At 67.1% G+C, this 17,491-nt stretch carries 15 protein-coding genes and 1 pseudogene; 2 read left to right on the forward strand and 14 right to left on the reverse strand.

The genetic code is table 11. The features are described from left to right. Positions 1-142: 142 nt before the first annotated feature. Both I0Q12_RS20270 and I0Q12_RS20275 read right to left on the reverse strand, forming a co-directional pair. Positions 143-1,240 carry a ferredoxin reductase gene (locus I0Q12_RS20270; RefSeq protein WP_197253994.1) on the reverse strand — a complete coding sequence of 366 codons (1,098 nt, stop codon included), beginning with the start codon at positions 1,238-1,240 and terminating at the stop codon, positions 143-145. 45 nt (positions 1,241-1,285) lie between these two features. Next, positions 1,286-1,936, reverse strand: a complete 651-nt coding sequence (locus I0Q12_RS20275) for a class I SAM-dependent methyltransferase (RefSeq protein ID WP_197253996.1) — start codon at positions 1,934-1,936, stop codon at positions 1,286-1,288. Positions 1,937-1,977: 41 nt separating this feature from the next. On the opposite strand from I0Q12_RS20275, the pseudogene I0Q12_RS20280 reads away from it, so the two are divergent. Next, positions 1,978-2,439: pseudogene (locus tag I0Q12_RS20280) on the forward strand (class I SAM-dependent methyltransferase); the annotation flags it as partial. A gap of 198 nt (positions 2,440-2,637) precedes the next feature. Here the strand turns inward: I0Q12_RS20280 and I0Q12_RS20285 are convergent. After that, positions 2,638-4,155 carry an FMN-binding glutamate synthase family protein gene (locus I0Q12_RS20285; protein WP_197253998.1) on the reverse strand — a complete coding sequence of 506 codons (1,518 nt, stop codon included), beginning with the start codon at positions 4,153-4,155 and terminating at the stop codon, positions 2,638-2,640. 178 nt (positions 4,156-4,333) lie between these two features. On the opposite strand from I0Q12_RS20285, the gene I0Q12_RS20290 reads away from it, so the two are divergent. Then, positions 4,334-4,960: a TetR/AcrR family transcriptional regulator gene (locus I0Q12_RS20290; RefSeq protein ID WP_248675520.1), complete on the forward strand. Its 627-nt coding sequence runs from the start codon at positions 4,334-4,336 to the stop codon at positions 4,958-4,960. Between the two features lie 106 nt (positions 4,961-5,066). Here the strand turns inward: I0Q12_RS20290 and I0Q12_RS20295 are convergent, their stop codons facing one another. The 11 genes from I0Q12_RS20295 to fadD1 form a co-directional block, all read right to left on the reverse strand. Continuing rightward, positions 5,067-5,588, reverse strand: coding sequence for a hypothetical protein (locus I0Q12_RS20295; protein ID WP_231611074.1), 522 nt, complete (start codon positions 5,586-5,588; stop codon positions 5,067-5,069). Positions 5,589-5,735: 147 nt separating this feature from the next. Continuing rightward, the gene (locus I0Q12_RS20300; protein ID WP_197254006.1) at positions 5,736-9,203 is read right to left on the reverse strand and encodes a serine/threonine-protein kinase; all 3,468 of its coding nucleotides are present in this window, start codon (positions 9,201-9,203) and stop codon (positions 5,736-5,738) included. A 171-nt stretch (positions 9,204-9,374) separates the two neighbouring features. Further along, positions 9,375-10,343, reverse strand: coding sequence for a 2Fe-2S iron-sulfur cluster-binding protein (locus I0Q12_RS34955; protein ID WP_197254008.1), 969 nt, complete (start codon positions 10,341-10,343; stop codon positions 9,375-9,377). A gap of 20 nt (positions 10,344-10,363) precedes the next feature. After that, a complete protein-coding gene (locus I0Q12_RS20310) occupies positions 10,364-11,398 on the reverse strand; it encodes an aromatic/alkene monooxygenase hydroxylase subunit beta (RefSeq protein ID WP_197254010.1) in 1,035 nt (344 codons plus the stop codon). Between the two features lies 1 nt (position 11,399). Beyond that, positions 11,400-11,705, reverse strand: coding sequence for an MmoB/DmpM family protein (locus I0Q12_RS20315; protein WP_197254016.1), 306 nt, complete (start codon positions 11,703-11,705; stop codon positions 11,400-11,402). A gap of 9 nt (positions 11,706-11,714) precedes the next feature. Further along, on the reverse strand, positions 11,715-12,083 hold the full coding sequence (locus I0Q12_RS20320) for a Rieske 2Fe-2S domain-containing protein (RefSeq protein WP_197254024.1): 369 nt from the start codon (positions 12,081-12,083) through the stop codon (positions 11,715-11,717). Continuing rightward, positions 12,080-12,325, reverse strand: coding sequence for a toluene-4-monooxygenase system B family protein (locus I0Q12_RS20325; protein ID WP_231611075.1), 246 nt, complete (start codon positions 12,323-12,325; stop codon positions 12,080-12,082). Before I0Q12_RS20325 ends, I0Q12_RS20320 begins: the two co-directional genes overlap by 4 nt. Before the next feature lie 16 nt (positions 12,326-12,341). Beyond that, positions 12,342-13,856 carry an aromatic/alkene/methane monooxygenase hydroxylase/oxygenase subunit alpha gene (locus I0Q12_RS20330; protein ID WP_197254026.1) on the reverse strand — a complete coding sequence of 505 codons (1,515 nt, stop codon included), beginning with the start codon at positions 13,854-13,856 and terminating at the stop codon, positions 12,342-12,344. 87 nt (positions 13,857-13,943) lie between these two features. Beyond that, positions 13,944-14,354 carry a hypothetical protein gene (locus I0Q12_RS20335; protein WP_197254028.1) on the reverse strand — a complete coding sequence of 137 codons (411 nt, stop codon included), beginning with the start codon at positions 14,352-14,354 and terminating at the stop codon, positions 13,944-13,946. A 224-nt stretch (positions 14,355-14,578) separates the two neighbouring features. Continuing rightward, positions 14,579-15,652 carry an AraC family transcriptional regulator gene (locus I0Q12_RS20340; RefSeq protein WP_197254030.1) on the reverse strand — a complete coding sequence of 358 codons (1,074 nt, stop codon included), beginning with the start codon at positions 15,650-15,652 and terminating at the stop codon, positions 14,579-14,581. A 142-nt stretch (positions 15,653-15,794) separates the two neighbouring features. Next, entirely contained in the window at positions 15,795-17,372 is a 1,578-nt protein-coding gene (gene fadD1, locus I0Q12_RS20345; protein ID WP_197254032.1) for a fatty-acid--CoA ligase FadD1, read from the reverse strand. Positions 17,373-17,491 lie beyond the last annotated feature (119 nt).

Here is a 17,491-nt window from a genome sequence, read left to right on the forward strand (position 1 = left end):
TAGCGCCGGTCCCGCTCGCCGAGGTCCGCGTAGACCTCGTCGTGGATGGCGTCGAACTCCCTGGCCAACGCCTCGACGGTTTCTTCGCTCAGATGCGCGAGGGGGCTTTCCACGTCGATACTCACCTCGGTGGTCCCTTCGTTCACAGCTCGATCTCGATGTCGCCTTCCGCGGTGTTGATGCAGGTCCGCACCACCTGACCGGTGAAATCGGCAACCTCCCCGGTGCGCAGATCCCGCAACCGTCCCGATTTCAATGTCCCGGTGCAGGTATGGCAGATCCCGATCCGGCACCCGTAAGGCAACTCGGCTCCGGCCTGCTCGCCGGCCACCAGGATCGGGGTACCCCCGTCGCAGTGGGTTTCAATCCCGCTTTCCAGGAAACGGACGGTTCCGCCCGCACCGGCGGTTGCGGAGCCGCCGATGATGGGCTGGAAGCGTTCGAGGTGCAGCTTCGCGGGGTCGCCGTGGGCGTTCCAGTGCTCCACCAGCGCGTCGAGCATCTCTCCGGGACCGGAGACGAACGCCTCACGCTCCCGCCAATCCGGGCACAGTGCGTCCAGTTCGGCAGGCTGCATGCGGCCCTCCGTCTCGGTCAGCCGCACGTGCAGATGGAAGCCTTCCCGACGACGATCCAACTCGCGCAAGGTGGAGTCGAACATGATCTGCCCGGCGGTCCGGTCCGAATGCACGGCCACCACGTCGTCGAGGGCATCCAGGTGGTCGAGATGACGCAACATGCTCACGATCGGCGTGATGCCGCTGCCTGCACTGACGAACAGCATCCGGTCCGGGATCGGGTCGGGCAACGTGAACACGCCCTCGACCTCGCCGAGCCGGACGATGTCGCCGCGGGCGATCCGACGGACGAGGAACGGCGAGACCGTGCCGGTGGGAACCAGTTTCGGGGTCACGCTGATCAGACCGTCGTCGGCGTGGGGATCGGACGTCAACGAATATGCGCGCCAGTGGTAGACGCCGTCGATGACCACGCCGAGGCGAACGTACTGTCCGGCTCGGTGCCCGGGCCATTCGTGGGCGGGCCGGATCACGATCGTGGCCGCGGACTCGCCGGCCGGTTCGATCCGCTCGACACGTCCACGCAATTCCCGCGTGGTCCACAGCGGGTTGATCAACTCCAGGTAGTCGTCCGGGCGCAACGGGGTGAACAGATGCCGCACAGCCTTCAGCAGCCGTCTCCGCGCCTTCGGAACCTTCGGACGTGCACCACGCTCCGCCATCAATCCACCGTAGAGGACCTCGCGCGCCCCGACCGGCGCTTCCCCTCACGGGTTCGCATCGCGGTCCGCCGGTTTGTGCGCGACCACCCGGAACCCCATACCCATGGCACCGACCCGGTGGACCTCGTCGACGACGAACCCCGCGTCCTCGAGATAGGGGACCGGATCACGGGTGAGGTGATCGGCGCCGAACCGGACCGTGAGCGGTTCGACCATCCGCATGAGCGCCGCAGCCACCCGGTTGGTGGCCGGCCCGTGCTCGGCGAGGACGATGCGGCCACCGGGCACCAGTACCCGGAACGCTTCGCGGCTCGCCTGCAACGGATCCGGGATGGTGCAGAACGTCAGCGTCGAGACCACCGTGTCGATGCTGTCGTCCGGCAGGTCGAGCGCCTGAACGTCACCGCGGCGCACGGTCGCGTGGTTCAACTGCAGATCGGTGATGCGTGTGCGGGCGATGTCGAGCATCTTCTCGGACAGGTCGATGCCGAGGACGCTCGTCACCTGGGGGCCGTACAGCGGCAGGTTCAATCCGGTGCCTACGGCGAGTTCGAGCACGCGACCCTCGGCGCGCGGGACCGCCCACTGCCGGGGCAGACCCATGACGCGGCGTTCCCACCAGTCGATCTGTGTGTCGTACCGTCTCGACAGCGTGTCGAAGATCCGGCCCACCGTCTCGTTGTCCGGTTGTCGCATGGCGCCCCGCCTCAGCCGTGGTGCGAATCCGATCCCGTCGAATGTACCGAGATCGGAACCGGAATGAGCGATATACCCCTGCGGGTATATTCGCCAGGGTTGTCGAGAGAAGGGACCCGATCGTGCAGGATCGCACCGACGAAGAGCTGTGGGACGAACGCTACCGCTCGCGCACCGCCCTCTGGAGCGGCGCCGCCAACCGGCACCTCGTCGCGGAGATCGCCGACCTTGCTCCCGGCACCGCGCTCGACGTCGGCAGCGGTGAAGGCGCCGACGCGATCTGGCTCGCCCGGCGCGGCTGGACCGTCACCGCGGTCGACATCTCCTCGGTCGCTCTCGAGCGCGCGGCCGCACACGCGGCCGCCGAACCCGACGAGATCCGCGACCGGATCACCTGGCGGCACCAGGACATGACCGACTGGGATCCCGGCGACGACCGGTTCGACCTGGTCACGGCGCAGTACCTGCACCTGCCCGCCGGCCCGCGCGACGAGCTGTACCGGCGGCTCGCCTCCGCCGTCGCGCCCGGCGGAACGCTGCTCGTCGTCGGGCATCACCCGTCCGATCTGCAGACGACGATGCCACGACCGCCGCGGCGGTGCCGCACGAGGCGACCGACCCGGAGGGCCGCGCCGTCACCGTCCACGACACCGTCCTGTGCGCGCGGCACCGCTAGACCCTGGCCGGAACTACGAAGGTGCTCAGGGCTGTGCCTGCGCGTACATGATGCGGGTGATCTCGGTGCGGTCCGCCGGGGAGGGGGTACCCCAGCCGGACTGGTAGCCGATGGTCTCGGTCAGGGGTGTGATGGTGCCGTCGGTGTGGAGGATGTCGATGTCGTCGGAGGTGGCCAGCGCGGGGTGGGCGACGGCGAGGGCGTCGGAGAGTTTGAGCAGGTCGCGGCGCAGTGCGGTGAGGTAGTTGGCGGCGCGGGCGCTCTTGCTCGTCGGGTCGACGCCGCGCATGAGCCAGGCGTTCTGCGTGGCGACGCCGGTGGGGCAGTGTCCGGTGTGGCAACGTTGCGCTTGGATGCAGCCGATGGAGAGCATCGCCTCACGAGCGACGTTGACCATGTCGGCTCCGGCCGCGAATGCCATCAGTGCGGTGTCGGGCAGTCCGGTGCGGCCGGAGGCGATCCAGGTGATGTTCTCGGCGATGCCGGCCTTCTGGAAGATCTTCTGCACCAAGGGCAGTGCGGTGTGCAGGGGGTAGCTGACGTGGTCGGTGAAGGCCAGCGGTGCGGCGCCGGTGCCGCCTTCACCGCCGTCGACGGTGATGAAGTCGACGCCGCGGGTGCCGGTGGCCATGGCGTCGGCGAGGTCTTCCCAGAACTGCAGGTGGCCGACGGCGGATTTGATGCCCACCGGGAGTCCGGTTGCGTCGGCGATGGTTTCGACGAAGTCGAGGAGGGAGTCCACGTCGCCGAAGGCGGTGTGCCGTGCGGGACTTGCGCAGTCCCTTCCGGGTTCGATGCCGCGGATACGGGCGATTTCGTCGGTGACCTTCGCGCCGGGCAGGATGCCGCCGAGACCGGGTTTGGCGCCCTGGCTGAGTTTGATCTCGATGGCGCGTACGGGTGCGTCGGCGATCGTCTCCAGGAGTGCCGGCAGGGAGAACGTTCCGTCGGGTGTGCGGCAGCCGAAGTATCCGGTGCCGATCTGGTAGACGAGGTCGCCGCCGTGGCGGTGGTGGTCGGACAGTCCACCTTCGCCGGTGTTGTGCAGGGCACCGGCGAGTGCGGCGCCCGCGTTGAGGGCCTCGATCGCCGGCGCGGACAGCGAACCGTAGCTCATGGCGGAGATGTTGACCACCGACTGCGGCCGGAAGGCGGCGCGGCGGTCGCGGGGACCGCCGAGAACCTTCGCCGACGGCAGGTATGCCTGCGGCGAGTGTGGACGGGCGGGCAGGTCGCTGAAGGTGCGGGCCTTGATGATGGGGTAGCCGTCGATGCCGTCGATGTTGTTGTCGGTGCCGAATCCGAAGTAGTTGTTCTCGAGTTTTGCCGAGGCGTAGATCCAGCGGCGTTGGTCTCGGTTGAAGGGGCGTTCGGTGTTGTTGTCGGTGACGATGTACTGGCGCAGTTCGGGTCCGATCGCCTCGACTGCGTACCGCAGATGTCCGACGACGGGGAAGGTGCGCAGGATGCTGCGTCGCTTCTGCAGCAGGTCGTAGGTGGTCAGGCCGGCGAGGGCCAGAACGGGGAGACCGAATTTGTTCATGGGTCAGCGGGCCTGTCCGAATTCGAGATCACGCTCTGCCGGGAGCAATGGGCCGGGGTTGGCCGCGAATTCGGTGGTGTCTTCGGTCATGACCAACTTCCGGATTTAAGATACGATTCGTTTCCAATACGGAGATTAGCCCTCGGCGATACGATCTGCAACGCATCTAGGAGGGGCGGTGACCGCGACCAGGCGACGAGGCGCCGAACTCGAGCGGGCAATCCATGCCGCGGTGGTGGCCGAGGTCGCCGAGCGCGGCTACACCGATGTCACCTACGAGGGGATCGCCGCGCGGGCGGGCACGAGCAAACCGGTGCTGTATCGGCGGTGGCCGACGAGAGCGGAGATGGTGTTCGCGGCGTTCGTCGCCCGAGCCGATGCGATCCGCCGCGAGCTTCCCGACACCGGTGATCTCGTCGGTGATCTCGTCGCGGTGCTGTCGGAGGCGCGGACGCAGCTCGGAATGTTCCCGCACGACACGATTCTGGGCCTGCTGGCAGAGCTCGACGGAGACACCGCCGACCGGTTGCGGTCGCTGCTACCGGCGATCGGCAGCGCCGAGATGCGTTCGGCTGTCGAGCGTGCCCGCGCCCGGGGTGAGCTCGGCGACAACGACATTCCCGATCCTGTGCTGTCGCTGCCACTCGATCTGGCCCGGCACGACCTGCTGATCCGGGCCACACTGACCGATGACCGCATCGACTCCATCGTGCGTGTGATCGCGGTGCCGCTCCTGGAGCTGCACAGCCGAACCGACTCCGAGCCGAGCAGCTCGGCGGCGCCGCGGAGCGCGAGCGACCGGTGAACCCCGGCAGCGTCACCTGGAACCGTCGGGTGCGCGCCCACGACCCGGCCTCGCAGTTTCGTCGTCCGCGAGCGCAGTTGATCTGCAGCCCCAGTTTTCGTCTTGGCTACCACTGGTGTGCGACGTCCAGCACCACTCGGGAGCCGTTGGGTCCGTCGAGCGTGAACACGCGGAACGGCAGCCGGGCGCGGACCCCGACCCCGAGGGTGGTCTGCCCCTCGAAACTGTTGGCCCACGCGACCTGCCGCAGGGTGCGGTAGCCGGTGACGTCGACGACTTCGCCGCGGTTCGCCGGTGCCCAGTAGGCGGGCGCGAGGACGACCACCTGCAGGTACGCTCCGCCGCGCAGTGGCACGAAGAACCCCGACCCGTCCTCGTACACCGCGGGAACGTAGCCGACTCGGTATCCGGCTGCGGGGCCGGCGAGGTCGACGACGATCCGGTCGAAACACTCGTGCCGGCCCGAGCGAACCGCGGTGACCGGTGAGGTGACCATCGTCGGATTCGACTTGTCCTGCGAACCCCAGTAGATGCCGCAATAGGGCGTAGCGGCGGACGCGGTCGGGCTGATCAGTCCGATCCCCGCGATGAGTGCGAGCATCGCGAGCCACACATGGATCCTTCTCATTGCCTTGTCCTCTGTGCGTGGCTGATGAAGTGTCATCGCAGCGGATCCGACGCGCGTTACAGGCGCACAGCGCGATGAGGCGGATGCGTTCACGCGGTGGTGGACGACGCGGTTGTGAACGATGCAAAGTCCCTGTGGCGCAAGGCATCAGGGTTCGGTTGTGAGCGCGTCCCAGAATCGGTCGGGCACCGGAGGCCAGTCGTCTTGCCACCGTCCGGCCTCGCGGTCCGCGCGCAGATCCTCGAGCAACGCCCTCAGGTGCGGGCCGCCGTCGAGCAGGTAGCGCACGATGCCGAGGGCGGCGCACTGTGCGGTGATCGTCGCGAGCAACCCCTTCGCCTCGTCGGTGCGTCCGGCCGCGGCGAGGATGTCGACCAGCAGTCGGCGTGCCTGCAGGAGCGCCCGCGGTCGGCCGGCATCGGCGAGCATGTCCACCCACTCCTGTGCCCAGATGCACGCCAGTTCCGTTGCCGTCGGCGTGCCCTCGTCGAGCAGTGCCCGGATGGCGACGGCCTCGTCGAGCTGGGCGGTGAGCGCGTCGACCCCGTGGACGGGCCGTCGTCGCTGCGCATGGGTGATCGGTGGGGACGGGGGCACGCCCGCGGCCGGGGGCAGGCCCAACCGCACACGTTCGTCCTCGATCCGGGCCCGCAGCCGGGGCAACGTCAGCGCTTGGGCGGCTCGGGCGCCCGCCTCCAGGCGCTGCGCCGCCGCTGCGCGATCGCCCCGAAGAGCCTTGACCCGGGCGCCGATCGCGTACCGGGCCGCCTTGAACTCCACGCTCCCGCCTCCGTAGTCGAGGAGGTAGGCCTCGTCGAGGAGACGTTCGGCGTCGTCGAGGCGGCCCTGCTCGTACAGCAGTTCGCCGAGCAGCGACTCCGCGAGCCGTACCGCGACCGAGTGCTCGTCACCCTGGCTTCGGGCAACCCGCAGGGCCTGCCGGAACCGCTGCTCGGCGGCGGTGATGTCGAGTCGCTCGTGTGCGGCGATGGCGAGGTAGCAATAGCTGTGCGTCCGGATGTACGGACCGTGACTGCGGGCGTGATACGGCTCGGCCCACTCCTGGAGCCGTTCCGCCGCGTCGAAATCGAACCGGTAGACCGCGGCCATGAGGGCGAGGTGCGCGGCCGCGGACACCACCCACGGGGACAGCGAGCCGGCCCGGGCCACTGCGGGGCGGATCAGCTCGTCGACGGTGTCGAAGCGGTCGCACCGGACCTCGATGACCGCTCGTACCATCCCGCACTCGGCGCGCAGGTCCTCGGCTTCGTCGGCAGTGAGGGAAGCGGTGGCGAGAAGTGATTCGACGGCATCGACGGCCTGCTCGGCGGGTCGGACTCGGTTCGACAGGACGGCGGTCCAGGCCCGCATCAGCTGCAGGCGCGGACGGGTGGTCAGCACGGACGGGGGCAGCTTGTCGAGGAGGGCCTCCGCGGATGCCACCTGGGATAGTTCGAGCAGGATCGTGCCGTGCCGTTCGACCAGGTCGACGGCCATCTCCTGATCTCCCGCGGCCTGGGCGTGGGTCACCGCGTCACGGATGATCTCGTGTTCGGCGAACCACCGGGCCGCGGTGTGGTGCAGTTGCCTCACGCGGTCAGGGGTCTCGCGTTCGATCCGGCGCTGCAGGAACTCCCGGAACAGGTGGTGATAGCGAAACCAGGTGCGCTCCTTGTCCATTCGGCGTAGGAACAGGCCCCGGTCCTCGATTTCCTCGAGCAGCGACTGGCATCGTGTCTCGCCGGTGAGCGCGGTGGCCAGCTCGGCGGAAACGAATTCGCAAATGCACGTGGCGAGCAGGAAGTCGAGAATTCGGGGTTCGAGTGTGTCGAGGACGTTTTCGGCGAGGTATTCCCCGATCGCATGGTGGCTGCCGGTGATTCCGTGGATGAGGTCCGCTGGGTCGTCGCTGTCGCGCAGGGACAGAGAGACCAATTGCAGCGCCGCCACCCAGCCGCCGGTCGCGCGGGTGAGGGCGTCGACGTCCTCGTCGGTCAGGCGCAGTCCGGCCCGCTCGACCAGCAGCTGTCGCACCTCCGCCGGATCGAACCGCAGGGCGGCAGCGTCGACCTCGATCAGCTCGTCGCGCAGCCGCATACGGCTCAGGGGCAGACCGGTGCGCGCCTGGCTGGTCACGATCACCCGGAGGTGACCGGGGTCGGTGTTGTCCAACAGGAACGCCATCGCAGCGATGGCCTCGGAGTCGGAGATTCTGTGCCAGTCGTCGATGATCAGGACGACCTGCTCCCCGGACTGCTGAAGCTCGTTGATCAACGTGGTGAACACGTACTGAGCTGCGCCGTCGCCGTGCTCCTCGAGCACCGCGCCGAGGTCCTGGGCGAGGTCCGGCCGCACTCGGCGGAGGGACTCGACCAGATGCGCCAGGAGCCACAGGGGCTTGTTGTCGTCGTTGTCGACGGACAGCCAGGCCACCTGGACGCCGGTGCCGGCAAGTTCACGCGACCACTGTGCGGCCAGGGTGGTCTTGCCGAACCCGGGTGGAGCGGTGATGGCCGTCAGCGTGCGCTGCCCGCCCGCACGCAGGAGCTGCAGCAGTCGCTCACGGACCACCAGGGGACGAGTCGCGGACGGAGGACGCAGTCGCGTGGCGGGCACCGGAGGGGTCAGCGGCCCCGAACCGGTTCGCCGGCGGTAACCGGATCCGGTGGTGGAACCGAAACGAGTGGTGCCGGAGCCGACGGAATCACCGATCTCGGGCACCGCGAGCTCGTCCACCGGCAGTCCGTGACGTTGCTGGACCGTTCGCAACTGCTCGCCGAGTTCGGCTGCCGTGCCGATGCGTGTAGCCGTATCCCGGTCCATCGCGCGCTCGATCACCGTGCAGAGGTCCTCGGGGATGTCGATACCGCCCTGCAGGTCCGGCGCCGGTCCGCCGGTGATCCGGAGGAACTGGGCGACCACCGATTCGCCGCGGCGCCGCTCGTACGCCGCGTGCCCGGTGATCAGGCAGAACAGGGTCGCGCCGAGCCCGTAGACGTCGGCGGAGCGGGTGGGGGGTTGTCCGGAGAGCACCTCCGAGGCGGTGAACGCCGGAGATCCCGTGATCGCGCCGTCGGAGGTTTCGAAGGCCCCTGCGATCCGCGCGATCCCGAAGTCGGTCAGCTGCGGCTCCCCGTAGTCGGTCAGCAGGATGTTCGCCGGCTTGACGTCCCGGTGCAGCATGTTCATGCGGTGGGCGGTCTCCAGCGCGCCGGCGATCTTGACACCGATCCCGAGTGCGTCCTCCCAGCGCATGGGTCCCTGCGCTCGGAGCTGGGCTTCGAGCGAGTTGCGACGGTGGTACTCCATCACGATGTACGGCTGACCGGATGCGGTGGCACCGACCTCGTGGACGGTGACGATGTTCGGGTGGCCGGACAGTCGCCCCATCGCGCGCTGCTCCCGCAGGAAGCGTTCGAGATTGTCGGGGTCCGGTTCCGAGGTCAGCACCTTGATGGCCACGGTGCGGTCGAGTGCCGGCTGCCGGCACCGGTAGACGACGCCGAAACCACCCCGGCCGATTTCGTGCACGTCCTCGAACCCGGCCGCGATCAGTTCGGCCACGATTCGCGGCGGGTCCTTCCGCTGCGTCGCCTGCGGATCGATCTCCGCCATCGGCTGCCTCGTCCATATCAAACCGGGGTTGGTCGAATGCCCCAATGATATGCCCGTGACAGCGGAGACGGGCGATCGTCGAACGACATCGCCCGCCTCCGGAAAGGGGATCTTTATTCGTTGTGAACGTCGGCCTGAAGGTCTGCCTCCTTTCCCGCGTCTCGAGTCGAGTCACCCGAAACGGTCGTAGTGGATGGTGTCGATCGGATGGCCGTTCGTGCTCAGCAACTGCAGGACCGCATCCACCATGGGTGGTGGTCCGGCGAGGTAGACGCGCGCACCGGTGAGGCTGTGGGCCTGTGCGGCGAGCGCGTCGGTGACATAGCCGCTGGGCGTGGAGTCGTCACCGGATGGAGTCGATGTGGTGACGTGCAGGCGGCCGTTCGGCAGTCCCGCCAGGAGATGTGCCAGTTCCGACCGGCCGACGAGTTCGTCGACGCTTCCTGCACCGTAGAAGGCTCGCACCGGCCGGGGGTCGTCGGCCGCCGCCAGTTGCCGCGCAAGCGCGAGGATCGCCGAAACCCCTGTGCCACCGGCAATCAGGACGATCGGCCGTGCGTCCTCGCGTAGCCACATGTCGCCGTACGGCAGTTCCATCGGAACAACCGAACCCAGAGGCAGGGAGAAGAGCCGTTCGCTCCCGGGACCGCCGTCGTAGCGCTTGGCGATGAACTCGACGTGATGCTGTCCGGACGTGGCCGCCATCGAATAGCAGCGCCGCAGATCCGGGCCGAGTTCGAGGAGCGCGAACTGGCCTTCCCGATACTCGGCCGGCCGATCGAGCCGGAATCGGAAGCGGTGGATGTCGGGGCCGAGTTCGTCCACCTGCTCCAGCTGCGCGGTGTAGTCGCCGGTGCCGAGATGAGCGCGCGGGGACTCGTCGGTCCAGGTCGCCTTGACGACGAGGTCCGAGCAGGCCGCGCTCTGGCACGCCAGGATCCGCTTCCGCCTTTCGTCCCGTGGATGAATCGCCGGTGCGGTGTCGAACAGCGGGTCGATCTCACCCTCGGTGAGGGTGAGTTTGCAGGTCCCGCACGCGCCCCAGCCGCATTCGAAGGGAAGCCACACTCCGGAGCGCCGGGCGGCGGCGAGGATTCTCTCTCCTTCACGGATCTTGAATTCCGTGTCGCCCGGCGTCACTCGTACTCGATATACGGAGTTCACTGTTCGTCCCCGGGCGGATCCAGGAGCCCGCACGCCTGCAGGTATTCGTGTTGTGTGGCGGTGACGGCTTCGGTCAGGTCGACGGCCGCGATCGGCTTCGGCGCCTTCTCCAGCAGCTGACCGAGACCTCCGACTGCTTCGAGCATGAGCGGTTGCCACTGCGCGATCCAGGAGAGGAGCACGTCCTTCAGCTGCGGGTCGCGCTCGATGGAGTAGCGGACGAGGGCGGCCGACCAGGTCTGGCTGCGCTTGCTGTCCTCGCCGAAGTCGGTGAACAGGCTCCGCAGGAACTCGTCGCCGTTCTGCCCGGCCAGCGCGGCGAACTGCACGTTGAGCAGCGTGTCGAGCAGCGGCTTGACCACGAGGTTGAGGGCCGCGAAGCTCTCACCCCAGTCGTACGCGATCAGAAGCCGTTCCAAGGCCTCGCGCAGCGGCTGCCACAGGGGATCCTGTTCCCAGGCGGTCCGCGCGACCTCCGTGGACGCGAGCCGGTCCCCGTGAGCGTTCGCGAGAACCTTCGTCCAGTAGGCGAGGCGCTGGATGCGGCGCATCTCGTCCGCGGCCTGGAAGTTGGCGCAGTTGGTGATGAACGACGACGGTGCCATCTGGCCGACGTACAGACCTGTCATCTGCAGGATGTGCAGCGGAAAGCGCAGTGGTACGAAGAAGCGTTCGAGCGTTGCGACCCATTCCGGGTTCAGGTTCGGAGCCGACTCCGCGCATTCGTGTTGGTCGATGAGTTTGTCGACGAACACTTCCCGCTCGTCCTGCGAGGCGACGTAGTCCTTGTAGGTGAGCTTGAAGGGGTCGCGGAACTGCTCCCAGTCGTCGACCTGGAAGGGTGATCCTTCCCGGTGCTGCAGGTACCAGCCGTTGAGGGGCATGCCCGGGTGTTCGAACGGCTGCGGATCACGACGGAAGTGGGTGTGGAAGTTCGAGGTGACGACCTCGTAGGGTGACGGCTTGCGGCGCACGTCGCCGAGCAGGCTCCAGGTCTTGGGCTTGGCCTTGATTCGCGCGTTCGATGCCATCTCAATCTTTCCTTTCCAGAAACCAGACGATCTCGTCGTCTTCGACCTGCTTCATGCGACCGGCGAATCCGCTCAGTGCCGGTTCGAGCTCGACCAGTGGGAATTCCCGTCCGAGTTCGAGTTCGAGGCTCTGCCGGGTGAGCCGGCAGTATTCGGGTACCTGGATGCGGATGTACCCTCCCTCGTCGGACACTTGAACGTCCGAGTCCGGGTTGTCTGCGATGATCGCGTCGGCGACGGCATCGGCGAGGTCCATGTCGAGGCCGCGCATGAGCGGTCCGACCATCTTGGGTGTCAGGTCTGTCATCTCCGCCTTCTAGCTTTCGTTGGCCCGGTTGTAGTGGCGTTTACCGTCGTTCGGGATACCGACCTGGATCTGCTCGTCGGTGACACGGACGGGGAAGCGGAAGAGCTTGCAGCCGGTGGGGTTGAGTCCTTCTCCGGTGCGCATGTCGAATTCCCATTTGTGTCCGGGACATTCGAGGGTGCCTGCTTCGTCGTTCCACTCACCGTCGGCGAGCAGCACTTCCTGGTGCGGGCACATGCCCTGGAAAGCCAGGATCTCGCCGCCGTTGTGGTGGACCAGCAGGATCTGCTCTCCTTCGACCTCCACGTCGAGGATGTCGCCTTCCCACAGTTCGTCGGTTTCGAGTGCGTCGGTCCAGCCGACTTCGGGGGCGCTCATCGGTATCCCACCTGCAGCACGTCGAGCGGGCCCACTCCCGCGTCGGTCACGGTGGCGGTGTCGGCGAGTACCCGGCCCTGGAACCGGACCTGCAGGGGCCGGGGCTGGGCTGCGACGCGGCGACCGGCGGCGTGGTACGCCACCTTCTCGGCGACGACCGACATCGGGTCCGTGTCGTCGATCGGGACGAGCAGAACGACGAAGTCGCCGTCGAAGATCCCTTGCACGGGAAACAGTGCCATGTCGAGATCCTTTCTCTCAGCTGGCCTGCCGGCTGCCGGGTTGTCCGGCGAATGCCCAGGCGTAGTTCGTGGCGTCCTGTCCCTGTTCTGCCGGCGACAGACCCATGTAGTTCAGAGCGCCCTCGATGGTCGGTGGCTGGATGACTCCGCTCAGGAAGCGGTCGATGATATTGAGATGCCCGGCGAAGCGTTCCGGGTTCTGCTCGTAGACCCACTTGCACGGTTCCGAGCAGAAGAGCCGGCGCCGGCCGTCGGTGTCCAGGATCAGAGGCTCGGGGCTGTCGAGCTTGCCGACCAGGTGGCCGGCCGGGTTCACGAGCGGGATCTGGCACATGTTGCAGACCATCGGGAACGTTTCCGGCAGGGTCAGTTCGGGTTTGCCGGCGCGGATGTTCGCGGTGATGGCGTCCCACACCTTGCCGAACGTGTCGTTCCAGCCGGGATACTTCTCCTCGAGCCAATCCCGTTCCTCGGGGGAGACCCCGGCGTCGGGATTCCACCAGACGGTCGGCCGCCAGCCCCACACCCCGAGATGCAGACCGTGGTGGTACCAGTCCAGCTCCTGCAGGAAATGGCTCTCCCAGTACCACGGCACCTCGAGACCGAAGTCGCGGAACTGGTCCACGAACTGCTTGATCACCATCTCGTTCATGAATTCCTTGAACGAGTGCTTGCGGTGTTCGAGCGGGGTGTAGTAGTCCATCGACAGCCCGGTCAGCAGGGCGAAGATGTGCCAGGTGCGCCAGAACATGTGGTCGACGAGCTTCTGCGCGACGTCCGCTTGACCGTTGGCGATGAGGACCTTGATCGTCGGTTCGCCCTGCTGGGCGTGCCGGGCCTCGTCCGTCTGGATCGACGAGATCAACGATGCGAAGTCGACGTCGCCGACCTTCATCGCGTCGGCGGCCATGCCGAGGAACTGCAGGTTGGTGAAGCCGGTCTCGAAGGTGAAGGTCAGCTGGATCGCGGTCGAGACGGCGTCGTTGGCGGTGAACATGTCGTCGAAGAGGCTGCGTGCTGCGATCACGCCCCATTCGTTGGTGTGAAATGCCTTGTGCGCCCAGTCGGCTCGGGGTTCCTCCGGCAGGAGTCCGTGGGGGAAGAAGGTCTGGATCTGGCCGTGTCGAGTCTCGTCGAGCGTTCCGTAGGTGGCCATGTTCCGCCACGCGGCCGACCGGCCGAACCGGCCCATGCGGGCCTCACCGATACCTGCCATGTATTCGGGAACCGCGATGGCGCCGTAGTGCGCCAGGATCGCCGACTTCCATCCGGGGTCGAGGTTTTCGTACATCGCCGAGCGGGCCAGGATGGAGTTGACCGCGTAGACGGACGTGTCCTTGTCGACCTGGTTGTGGACGTACTCCGGGTACGTGATCTTGTACGGTTCGTCCCAGATCCACCACTGCTCCGTCGGGATTCCGTAACTGTTGGACTGGACCTGCGGCCACACCTGGTCCTCCTCGACGTATCGAAGTGTCCAGTTCATGTCCCGCGTGAGGTCGTACCATTCCGATCGCGCCAACTTGGGCATGTCGTTTCCCTTACTGTCGTGCTTGGTGTGTGCACGCCGCGTTGCGGCGAAAGGTGTTGCAGCGGAATCGTGATGGTTCGATTCCTGCTATCCGGGAGTCCGATGCAATTCGAAGGTGTACAGGACGACGAGCGTGCCGTCCCTGAGGCGAGACGGCCGAATTGCGACCTCTGCCTTGTGGATCGGGACCGTGTCGTCCACGACCAGCGAGACCGTGCACCGGTCGTATCCGGGGGCGCTGACGTGGATTTCGATCGCATCGGTAGCGGCGCGCGAACCGTGCGCCAGAATTTCGAAGGATCCCTCGGGTTCGGCGTCGAGGAGTACGCCCCATACTCCGACGACGGCGCCGGTCACGGTGGCGCCGTCGTCACCGACGATCTCGCCGGCGAGAAGGAGTTCGATTGCCTCGCTGTCGAATTCGTTCACCGTGAATGCTGCGGGGGATGCGAGGTGTGTCGAACGGGCTGCGGGAGGCTCGACGCTGATGACGGACATGTGAATCCCTCTCCTTCTTCTCCGGACGGGACGTCGGTTGGACCGCGTCCCCTTCGGGGGCGGGAGTTCCGGCCACGCGCTTTGCTCGCTGTCGCGCCTTCGTTCCGGTGGATTCCCGCTCGTGTGGAAGAAATGTTAGGTGGATCACAGAGGGAGGAATATCCGCCCGGCGCAGGGTCTGGCCGGATTGCGCAACGAGTTCGAAAGCCGCGTCGATGCTCGCCTCACCACGTCGGCGACAGGGAGCTCTGTGGTTCCCTGTTGCGCAGAGTCTCGGACGGTGTCTCGCCGAACTTGTTGCGATAGGCCGCAGCGAACCGACCGAGATGCGTGAAGCCCCATCGGAACGCACTGTCCGAGACGGACGTCTGCACCTCCGGGTTGCAGAGTTCCGCGTGCACACGCTGAAGGCGGACTTCACGCAGATAGGTGGTCGGGGATACGCCGACGTAGCGCTGGAACCCGGACTGCAGCGTTCGGGCGCTGACCCCGATCGCGCGGGAGAGTTCCGATATCGTCCATGGTTCTTCCGGCTGCTGTTCGAGCAGGTCGATCGCCTGCTTCACGACACGCGGCCGTGCCGGTCCGTGCGTGCTGAGCAGCTGTTCGGAATAGTTGTGCGGCTGACCGACCAGCAAGCCCGTCATCACCAGTTCTTCGACGCGTGCGACCAGGAGCGGCTGGTGACCGATCTCCGCGTCGCGTTCCATCTCGGCCTGCAGCAGCCGGACGCTGTCGACCCAGGTGTGCAGCGACGGGGTGGTCAGGTCCATGCCGAAGTCGAAGCACAGCGGCGCCTTGATCTCGCAGCCCAGCAGGCCTGCAAGCTGCCGTTCCAGAGCGTGGCGTTCGATGCGTACGAAGAACATGCTGTAGTCGGGGGTCAGGGCGATCATCGAGGGGTCGTCCGCCCGATAGGCCACGCCGTGGTTCGGTATCGACACAGCGGTTTCGTGCCGGCCCCGCCGCGCTTCCGCGCTTCCCGTCAGGGGCAGAGTGAAAAAGTACTGCGCCTCGGTCGTCGGCGCCTCCAGCGTGATGCGGGACTCGTACTTCAGGTACGCCAGAGTGATGTGGCCGAGCCTGGCGGCGTTCATCCGCGCATTCGAGGACACCGCGCCCAAGGCCTGCACCTTGTGGGGCACCAGGAGACGGGCGCCGACATCGCGGATCACATCGAGGTCTCCGGTGCGGAACTGAGTGCAACCGGCAAGGGGTTCCATCGCCATGTAAGCAGCACCTCTACTTCTCTGGTCCCCCCGCGCGAATGCGTGTTGCGATAGACGTGGGGCAGCCATCGCGGGTGTGGTGTGACCCGCGTCACGGCAGTGTACGCCGAGGAGGGTGCTCGTGCCAGTTTCGGTCGGTTTGCGGTGACCGCGCAGGTGCAGACAGGGAAATCGCGTCCTACGTGCCTGTCACACGTTCCGGGCGAGGCGCTCAGCGCGCGACCTCCTCGAAGTGCGTGCGACCCTTCCGCTGCCACAGCACACCACCGCCCGCGGTGACGCCCTGTGCCTTCAGTTCGCGCTTGAGGATCTTGTTCGTCGCGGTGACCGGCAGGTCGCGGTCGATCCGCACCCAGCGCGGCCATGCCTTCGGGGACAGGTCGGACTGCGCGGCGAGGAACTGCTCGAACTCGTCGGGGGAGAGGTCGGCATCGTCCTGCAGCACCATCGCCGCCATCGCCTGATCGCCGACGCTGTCGTCGGGTACCGCGTAGACGGCGACCCGGTTCAGGGCCGGAAGGCGCTGCAGGATCCGTTCGATCGGGGCGGCGGCGAGGTTCTCACCGTCGACGCGCATCCAGTCGGCGGTGCGTCCGGCCAGATAGATCCACCCGTCCGCATCCTTGTAGCCGAGGTCGCCCGACCAGAACATGCCGCCGCGCATCCGCTCGTTCGTGGCGTCCGGATCGTTGTAGTAGCCGGAGAAGAACCCGCCGCCGTGCGTGTTGACGAGTTCACCGATTGCCTTGTCCGCGTTGATCAATGCGCCGTTCTCGTCGAACTCCGCCGGCTCGCACTCGGTGAGGGTGTCGGAATCGTAGACGGCGACACCGTCGAGACCGCGGCCGATCGACCCGGGTGGGGTGCCCGGTTCGCGCGTGATGATGATGGCCAGTTCCGTCGACCCGAATCCGTCGAACACCGTGCAGCCGAAGCGGCGCGAGAACTCGTCGATGTCGCGGTCGGTGGCCTCGTTGCCGAACGCCACCCGCAGCGGATTGTCGCGATCGTCGGGTTGTTCGGGTGTGGCGAGAACGTAGGCGAGAGGTTTGCCGACGTAGTTCATGTACGTGACGCCGTAGCGGCGGACGTCGTCGAGGAAGCGTGACGCCGAGAACGACACCGGCACCATCGCCGCCCCGCTGTTGATCGCGACGCTCCACCCCGCCACGATCGCGTTGGAGTGGAACAGCGGCATGGACAAGTAGCAGACGTCGTCGCCGGTGATGTCGAACCGGTCGACGAGGTTGCGGCCGGAGAAGAGCACCGTGAGGTGCGCGACCTGCACGGGTTTCGGATCGCCGCTGGTGCCGGACGTGAAGATCATCATGAACGTGTCCATGACTGCCGCTTCGCGGTGCGGGGTCAGGTCCCCGGCCGAGGCGATCAACTCGGCCCATTCCGGTGTCGAGGTGTCGAACACCCGCACTCCGGTCAGGTCGAGACCGTCGAGCAGCGGCCGGTGTTCGGCATCGGTGACGACGATCTGGCAATCGGCGCGCCGGATGTCCCGGGCGAGACCGTCCCCGCGGCGGGTGGTGTTGATGCCGCACAGCACGTACCCGCCCAGGCCGGCCGCGGCGATCGCGGTGAGCATGTCCGGGGTGTTGCCGAGCAGGGTGCCCACGTGCACGGGCCGAGCCGGGTCGGCGATGGCGAGGAGTGCGGCGGCCTGCGCCGACGCCTCGCCGAGGTGTTCCCGCCAGGTCCAGGTGCGGTCGCCGTGGACGAGCGCGACGGTGGTGTCGTCGAGGCGCTCGCGCAGTACCTGCTGGACGGTCTCGGCCATCGTCCTACCTTCGTGTCGTGGGGGCGGCGTGCCGGCCGCGGGCCGGTTCCGGGGCGGCTGCCGTGACCTCGGCAGCCTCGTCCTGGACGGTGCCGAGGTGGCGGGAGAGGAACAGGATC

The organism is Rhodococcus sp. CX (genome assembly GCF_015865005.1).
Classification (GTDB): domain Bacteria; phylum Actinomycetota; class Actinomycetes; order Mycobacteriales; family Mycobacteriaceae; genus Rhodococcus.